This is a genomic window from Leptospira ognonensis, assembly GCF_004770745.1.
Lineage (GTDB): Bacteria > Spirochaetota > Leptospiria > Leptospirales > Leptospiraceae > Leptospira_A > Leptospira_A ognonensis.
This window is the reverse complement of the sequence record NZ_RQGD01000050.1, coordinates 1-8,629: the sequence shown is the minus strand read 5'-3', so window position 1 is coordinate 8,629 and position 8,629 is coordinate 1. Positions and strand designations below refer to the sequence as shown.

General features: G+C 34.0%; 7 protein-coding genes. All 7 read right to left on the bottom strand.

Translation table 11 applies throughout. From position 1 onward, the window contains the following. Positions 1-647: hypothetical protein (locus tag EHQ58_RS18475; RefSeq protein ID WP_135625554.1), on the bottom strand; the 647-nt coding region annotated here is incomplete at its 3' end. A gap of 238 nt (positions 648-885) precedes the next feature. Continuing rightward, positions 886-2,307: a phosphoribosyltransferase gene (locus EHQ58_RS18470; RefSeq protein WP_135625553.1), complete on the bottom strand. Its 1,422-nt coding sequence runs from the start codon at positions 2,305-2,307 to the stop codon at positions 886-888. Positions 2,308-2,511: 204 nt separating this feature from the next. After that, a complete protein-coding gene (locus EHQ58_RS18465; protein ID WP_135625552.1) occupies positions 2,512-3,735 on the bottom strand; it encodes a hypothetical protein in 1,224 nt (407 codons plus the stop codon). A gap of 220 nt (positions 3,736-3,955) precedes the next feature. Beyond that, positions 3,956-4,819, bottom strand: coding sequence for an Lcl domain-containing protein (locus tag EHQ58_RS18460; protein ID WP_167883693.1), 864 nt, complete (start codon positions 4,817-4,819; stop codon positions 3,956-3,958). A 213-nt stretch (positions 4,820-5,032) separates the two neighbouring features. Further along, positions 5,033-5,389, bottom strand: coding sequence for a hypothetical protein (locus EHQ58_RS18455; RefSeq protein WP_135625550.1), 357 nt, complete (start codon positions 5,387-5,389; stop codon positions 5,033-5,035). A 1,214-nt stretch (positions 5,390-6,603) separates the two neighbouring features. Continuing rightward, positions 6,604-6,879, bottom strand: a complete 276-nt coding sequence (locus EHQ58_RS18450; protein WP_135625549.1) for a hypothetical protein — start codon at positions 6,877-6,879, stop codon at positions 6,604-6,606. A gap of 955 nt (positions 6,880-7,834) precedes the next feature. Then, on the bottom strand, positions 7,835-8,521 hold the full coding sequence (locus EHQ58_RS18445; RefSeq protein ID WP_135625548.1) for a hypothetical protein: 687 nt from the start codon (positions 8,519-8,521) through the stop codon (positions 7,835-7,837). Between the last annotated feature and the right edge of the window lie 108 nt (positions 8,522-8,629).

Sequence of the window (8,629 nt, the reverse complement as noted above, 5' to 3'; positions counted from 1 at the left end):
CATTCAATTAGTCTCTTAGATTCTTCATCTGTCAGTCTAATGGTTTTCTTTTTAGTATTAAGATAGTAGCGGTGAATTTGATCGTTGGTTTCAATTTCCTTGGGATCTAATTGAATTTTTTCTAATAATTCTGCTGGAACTTTTTCATAAAGACCGAGATAGATTCCAATATATTTTTCTTTTTCAGATTTAAGGAACTTTACTTGCGAATTTAAATATTTTTTATATAGAAAGAGACTCAACTTTTCGGTTTCTAATGGATCACTTGCTGGTTCAAGAGGAATAGTTATTTTGTTCTTGTGCTTCTTCGGAATACCATCTAGATCATCATCTTTTGGCGTATAGATTATTTGTCTAACTGATTGAATAAAGATTCCTTTCGTTAACAGAAAAGTTTTGGTTTTTATTGGATAATTCAGATCTAGTGTATTTAATTTTAAAAATGAAATATCCTCCTTAAATCCCAGGATAATTTGTTCACCTGAGAAGTATTTCCGTTGATTTTTTGTATAATGTATGAATCCACTTAATGTACTACCAAACCTTTTATAATCATCTGAATCCGGATGAAGTATTAAGGTTACGAAATTATCATTTGCGCCGACTCTTTGGAAAATTGCCAACGCATTTCTAATATCAAAAGTCATATTTTTTTTTGAGATTTAAATCTATAATTTTCGTATTTCTAATTTTAGAAATTTTTTTGAAAAATTGCGCATAACGAACTAGGCTACACGACGTTGTCCGTAGCTGAGCCTCACAGAGGCGTTAGCGTCGGCGCGCCTTCTTGCTGCGCAAGAAGCGTGACGGAGGACAATGTGCCTTTAGGCCGAGCGAGGGCAGGGGTCCCGAGCGGAGCGTGTCAGCCGCTGTTATGCGTCGTGATTACTTTTTAATAGCTTGCTTAATTTCATTAACTAGTTGATTTATATTCTCTTTACTTGGATGGTTTTTTACTAGCTTTCTAACCATATTTTCCCGGATTGATGGTGGGAGTCTCCTTAAAATTCTGTGTTCAAATTCTTGTAAGAATTGTCTATCGATTATTAGACCACTTTCTTTTCTTAATGAATCTTGAAAAAGTCCGATAAATTCCTTATCGTCTACCATTGATATTATATCGAAATAAAATCCTAATGGTTTTAGTTTAACATGAGGTATAGTTTTATATATTTCAATTAATTTAGTATTATAGTTTTTATCTATATCAGAAAAATCCTCTATTAAGAATATATAGCTCGATTGAGTTTTATTAAGATTATCTATAAGTTTTTGAGAAGTAAATACGCTTCCAAGAGAGATTACATTTAATTTTTTGTATTCAGTCTCTGCTAGAATAAAATCTGATAAGCATTCAATGAAGATTTCATCGTTTTTACCTTCAACGAAAATATTCAATTCTTTACTTTTTTTGGAATCTTTACTTTTGTGAGACTGCAAATTCTCAAATTGCTTAAAGTATGAATCTATACCGTTTATTTTTCTAGTTCGTTTAAATAAGGGAATCCAAGAATTAAGTGATCCCCAGATATGTGGTATAGTTGAATTTGGGGTATTATAATAGAAAACAGTAAGGCCACCAGTGTTACCGTATCCTAAGGGAGCTTTTGGATTACAAATTTTACCATAGTATTCAAGTCTCGATTTTAATCTTTTTCGACTTTCAAATTCTAATCCTTCATAAAAAGGTGAATCAAATGAATTTATAGTATCAGTAATATCATATTCGAATGCTGAGAAAACATGGGCACCGGTTTCTTCTTCTACTTTTTTAATTCCGCTTTTCATACCTAGGGCGGTTAGAAGAAAAAAATTGTTTATTCCTAATGGAATTAATGTTTCTCTAAGTTTGATTATTTCCTTTGTTGATTGATCGCCAGAAGAAATTATATCATCCACCAAGACTATATTTTCTACTCTGCCTTCTTCAATATGTACTAAAGATTCCTCATCTAGAAAGTTTTCTTCAGATAATTCATTTATAATTCGAAAATTATATGAAATCATTGAACCACTTTTTCCAGCTTCACCAACTCCAGCAAAAAGAGTATTTTTTGAAGTAATTTTCGTATTTTTATCAATAGATTTTCTTTCAAGTTTACTGAAAGCTATGGATAATGCATTTTGTAATTCATCAAATCCTATTACATTTAAATTTTTAATGATTCTAAATGCTATATCTAGGTCTTCATTATCGTACTGTAATATCCATTTTATGACTTCAGCTTGATTAATTTGAACATTCCAGGTCTCGATTATTTTATTAATTTCTTCGAGTTTATCATTTATAATTTTGGGATATTTCATGGTATTCGATCCTTTTATTTAATCATGACGCATAACGAACTAGGCTACACGACGTTGTCCGTAGCTGAGCCTTCGAAGAAGGCGTTAGCGTCGGCGCGCCTTCTTGCGGAGCAAGAAGCGTGACGGAGGACAATGTGCCTTTAGGCCGAGCGAGGGCGCAAGTCCCGAAGCGTAGCGTGTCAGCCGCAGTTATGCGCCGGATTTTTAATCGATTTTCATGACTGGTGTTCTATTTCCGTCAATATATACTTCAATATAACCGTCAGTTGAAAGTTTTACTGCAGCGCCAGATTTTGATAATTCGACACTTGCAGCTGTTCTTCCACCACCTAGACTACCGCCTGAAATTTTTATAATTGTGCCTATTAATAAGATATAACCATGGCGATTTATAACAGTACTTCCATCAATGCTGAGTATTTCCTTTCTTAAAGATCTGGAGAGATCTTGAAACTTATACCCTTTTGTTAATGAATATAGGAATCTCTTTTTATTTTGAAAATTTGAATCGTCATTTAAATCGTTAGAAATGAATTTTTTACTTTGAAAATGTTCGTCATCGACAACTGCTAATACTCCTCCGGTTTTTGCCAAAGAAATATCTAAGCATGTTTGGAATACTGCTTCTTTTAATTTTTTCTCATAGATATTTAAATTTGCACTAATTTTATGCATCAAGGAATTTGTATCGAATTGTATCCATTGTTGATTCTTTTTTACAAATTTCAGATTTCCTTCTTTAATTAATAAAATATCTCCTAATCTAGTTTGTATAAGAACACTTGAATTTCTTAAATTATTGACCGTACTAAATCGATAAGGAAGCATTGAACCATCATGAAATGTATCAAATTGGTTTATTCCTATTATTTCTCCTTCAAGATTTATACTTAGGAAACTACACATTCCATCGCTAAGAGGTGCAAAGTAATCTTTCGTTATGTGATTTTGGATATTGTTGAAAATTTCATGGTTATTATAGCTTCTCTCGAGAGATCCATCTATTATAAATCCGAATGAAATATTTTTTCCTTCATAGGTTTTATTTCTCCAATACTGGAGTCCGTTAAGTAAATCGGTTACCAGGTTACTTCGATAGGTAAGTTCATAATTCTCAAATTCCTCAAAAATAAAACTTCGTAGGATTGCGTTATCAAAAATATTCTCAATGATCAACTTAGAAATTTCATGGTTTAATTCAAGATTATGAAATTCTTCTAATTTATTTGCTACTAATCGAAATAGAAACGAATCAATTGAATTGAAGGTATTTAATTTTGTTACTTCATAAATAGTATCCATTAGCGAAATATTCATCGATTTTCTGTTCTTATTGTTTTCTATTGAAGAATCAAGCTTAATAGAATTCTCGATTATCCGCGAACCTGGAAACAAATTTTCTAAATAGTTCAATATTTCTGTTTTCATTGTTTTTCTTTTAAATTTATTATTTTAAAAATCTGGCGCATAACGAACTAGACTTAACGACGTTCCTCGACCCTGAGTCCCGAACGGGACGTTAGGGACTGGCACGCAGCTTGCGTACGCAAGCGAGTGACAGAAGAGGAATGTGGCGTAGCCCGAGCGAGGGCGCAAGTCCCGAAGCGAAGCGTTAAGTCGCAGTTATGCGACGTTGAAATTTATTAATTTAGTTTCTGATACACATAACTGAGCCTCTTGTGTTTTCGCCTCCGAATTTACCTAGCAATCCTGTTCGAAAATTTAATGCTGCCCAATATTGTTTTCCCATTACCGATCGATCAATCGGATCGTATTCTATGCCTGCTTCAGTTGAAGTCCAGGTATATTGTCCAGCCCATTGATTATTCGCAAAAATTTCCGGTTTTATAGCGAAGATTGCTTGTCCATTTACCTTACCACAGCCTTCTCCATTATAATTTTCTTTTGATTCTATATGATTTCCATCTACGTTGCTGTTTTTACAATCATACAAATTCATCAAATCTGATTTAGTAGGTAATCTCCAGTCAGAATTTCCTGCTAACTCCAAATTTTCGCAAAATTGATTAGCTTCAGAAAAAGTTAAGGTATGTTGATCCGAGAAATCGATACACTTGCCATCCGTCTCTTTCTGAAAATTTGCGAAGCAACGTGTCCAGATTAAATTATCTTTCTTATTAGTAACAGTTCCATCATTATTTAGATTGAAATCTGTTATAGAGTCTGAGTTTATATTAGAATTTTTTGTTTGGTCTTCATTTAAAGGATATTTAATGAATCCACCAAATACCCATCCTTCAAATTGTTTATATTTAACTTTTGTCCATTTACCTTTTCTACCCGATATTTCAAAAACGTCGCCTTTCTCCTCAATTATTATTAATTCTGCTTTATCAGGAATAGTTGTTAAAATTGCACTATTTTGGTCAGACGTTGATCTAATTCTTAAACCTCCACTTGCATCTACGAAAGCGCGATTTTCAATAGGGTTTTTGTTACATTGGAATATAATTCCAAGTAAAATTATAAGCAATATAGTTTTTATCTTCATTTTTTTTCTCCTAAAAATTGAATAATGTCGCATAACGAACTAGGCTACACGACGTTGTCCGTAGCTGAGTCTCGTAGAGACGTTAGCGTCGGCGCGTCTTCTTGCCTCGCAAGAAGCGTGACGGAGGACAATGTGCCTTTAGGCCGAGCGAGGGCGAAAGACCCGAGCGGAGCGTGTCAGCCGCAGTTATACGACGTTACGCAATCAACAATTTTAGTCTAACTGGTCAATGCATTTCCCTGATTTTGGTCTCGGTAATACAAAATTAATTCTTTTTATTTCAACTAAAATTTCATCTAATTGAAATTCGTCGTCATTATCCCATTTAATATTTTCATTCGGTTTATTATAACAAAATTCGATTTCTTGTTTAAAGAATGAATCTAAATTCTTGTAAAGAATAATCGAGGAAGATGATCCTAATCCTCCTTCATCAATAAATTTAGTTTTAAGAAGGCTTTGTTTATTAGGTGAATATATGTAATTTTCTTCAATATGATCTTTATTCTTATATTCTTGATGTAGATAATCTTTGATAAACAGACCAATTGTTAGAATGAAAAGTATCAATATATAAAAAATTAGAACTGATTTTCCGAAGGTATTAAATTTAAATCTAACTAAGGATATTAGATATATAATTAATAGAAATAAAATGAAATATACAGTTATATGATTTTCATTAAGTAGAAATAATGGGCTTAAAAATAAAAGGGTTTGCTTGAACAAATCATTGTCATTTCTTTGTCCGAGGATAGTAGGAACCGATATAGAAAGAAGAAATGCAAAACTACAAAGTAATCTTAGATTCACTACAGTTATATATTGGGAACTTAGTGTTAATAATGAACTGAAAGCTAGTAGGGAAATTGAAGCAATCACGATGATTCTCATTTTTTATTTATTGGTTCAATTTTGCGTAATGTCGTATAACGAACGAACTTACCGACGTTCCTCGTTCCGTAGGAGCTGGCACGCGACTTGCGTATGCAAGGCAAGTGACAGAAGAGGAATGTGGCGAAGCCCTAGCAAGGGCGACAGTCCCGAAGCGCAGCGGTAAGCAGAAGTTATACGAAGTTGCGACATATTCTACTAAAAAATGTTCGTCGAAGAAAGGAATTTCTTCCGCGTTACTTCGATTGGTATATTTAACATCACGAAGAGAGGATCGTCAATCTCGTAGAATAGGAGAATGGTTTACTCAAATTAGAATTCCATTTCGACGACAAATAATCCTGGGATCAAACATTAAAAAACTCAATAAAAAAGCGTCATCCCTTCGAAAGAATCCACATTCTTAAATCTCCCGCGGAACCTACGACTAATCCTTGCAGCGATTTCGTATAACGAACTAGGCTACACGACGTTGTCCGTAGCTGAGCCTGCTGCGCAGGCGTTAGCGTCGGCGCGCCTTCTTGCAGAGCAAGAAGCGTGACGGAGGACAATGTGCCTTTAGGCCGAGCGAGGGCTGAAGGTCCCGAGCGCAGCGTTTCAGCCGAAGTTATACGCTGTGATCCATTTAAAAATAACTGATTATAGGTTGCATAGTTATTTTGTATAGCTAGAAATAAATCTGAGCTTAAAAATAATTGCGTATTCAATTTGAATGATTTATCCTAGATTAATTTACTTCTGTTCAATTAATGTTCTTTCAAACGTTAAGTTTTTTCTTTTGATATTTGTCATATATGTCTAGAATGTTCAATTTCTCATTTAGATTAAGCCTTTACTTGCAGTAACTATTATTGTTTTTAGAATCAAATTTTTAAATTATATTTTTATATTTAGGATCCAAATTCCGAAATATATATTTCTATATTATTTCTGATACAAAGTTTCATTAAATCCAGTGAGATAACTGGACCACCTCCTGTAGCGTTTTGTCTAGGCATGAAGCCTATATCTGCAATCCATTCTGCATCCTTATCTAATGTTTCATCAACAGATTGAAGCCATTCGCCAAAAGCATCGAAATTATTGGGTAAAGACCAATCATCCTTCAATAAATGCAAAAAATTCTCAGTTTTTTCTTTATACGTTTTTCTTATCCAAATTGGCAATTTTATCTTCCTTTAGATACAGTTTGAGTAATTAATCTTATTATTCTTCGCTTTATATTTTATTTTTAAAGTGAAATTTTGGATCATGGCGCATAACGAACTAGGCTACACGACGTTGTCCGTAGCTGAGCCTTCTGAGAAGGCGTTAGCGTCGGCGCGTCTTCTTGCAGAGCAAGAAGCGTGACGGAGGACAATGTGCCTTTAGGCCGAGCGAGGGCGAAAGTCCCGAGCGGAGCGTGCAGCCGCAGTTATACGAAGTCGCTTTTAACTTTTCTCTTTCTTTTGAACGCTTTTTTCATTCCGAATTAAGGCAATTTGCCGCAATAAATAAAAAGAATCATTAAAAGTCGAAGCAAAATATTAGTATAAGTTTAACTAGAATACTATCTAGTTAATTTTGTCTTTCTGTTTCATTTGCTTCCGTAAGAAGATAGAGCTACAATTATCGCAAAGCACAATCACTGAATTATCTTCCTATTTTCTTCTCGCGCGTGCTGCGATCCAAAGAGTATCTAATCACGCTTCCGTAGGGAATCTTAAAAGAGCCGTCGCAAACAGAAAGCCCGACCGTGATTCGAAATATTTTCGATTCAGACCAATAAAAGCGACCAAGAAACACCGAGATTAAATTGCAAACTCAGAATACTCCAATAAAAGCCTGCGGCAAATATGCCTGAGAAACAAAAAAGCGCGAGTGTAAAGTAGGTCTTAATTTCTTAATTCTTACTGACTTATAGAAACGTATCCGTGCTATTTTTTCGCGTTCAAAAGTTTATTTAAATCTCTTTAAGCGATTTCGTATAACGAACTAGGCTTTACGACGTCCCTCGATCCGCAGGAGCTGGCACGCGACTTGCGTAAGCAAGGCAAGTGACAGAAGAGGGATGTGGCGAAGCCAGAGCCGGTATTCCGGCGGAGCGTAACAGCCGCAGTTATGCGTAGTGCCTTTTTATCTTTAAGATTCATTATTTAGATCATTCAGTATATTTACACTTCTATTATTTGTTTGTATTTCAAGAGAAATAATTTCAGTTGAAGAATGTTCGGAATCTACAATTTCGATAGCTTGATCCTTAGATGTTCGATATGTTTTCTCGTTCAACGAGATCAAACCAAGCTTAGCAAACAATTCAATAGCCTTCAAGGATTCATGAGTAGATATCCAACATTTAGTAAAATTGGAATATTTCTGCATTGAAATTTCTTTTTCTTTCTTTTCAAAGAAATCATTGGTATCAAAAACAAAGAAAATTCTAAAATCATGAAAATAATCATTCAATAAAATTATTTTTGCAATAGTTACATTTTTGCCATCTTTATCCAATACATCTTCATTTAGAATTTCACTGGAATTAATTTTATTTTCAATCAGAAATTCCAATGTCTGCTCAGGAGATAAATCTATCTTTAAAGCTATTCCAACGAAGCGGTTTTTTAATTGATTAGAATTCGGTACAGGTAAATTTTTTGGATAATTGACTATTTCAAGATATGAATTATTCATCCATAACATACCACTTTTAAAAAAACCAAAATTTGTTATCGGAAAGAATTCAGGAAGATCATATTTTATTTTAAATGTTTCAAAAGTTAATTCAGGGCTTTCCGAATAAAGTAGAAAATGGTGTATATAACCTTTCATTTTATTCTCTGTTTAATTTATTTAAAGGCATTACGCATAACGAACTAGGCTACACGACGTTGTCCGTAGCTGAGCCTCGCAGAGGCGTTAGCGTCGGCGCGCCTTCTT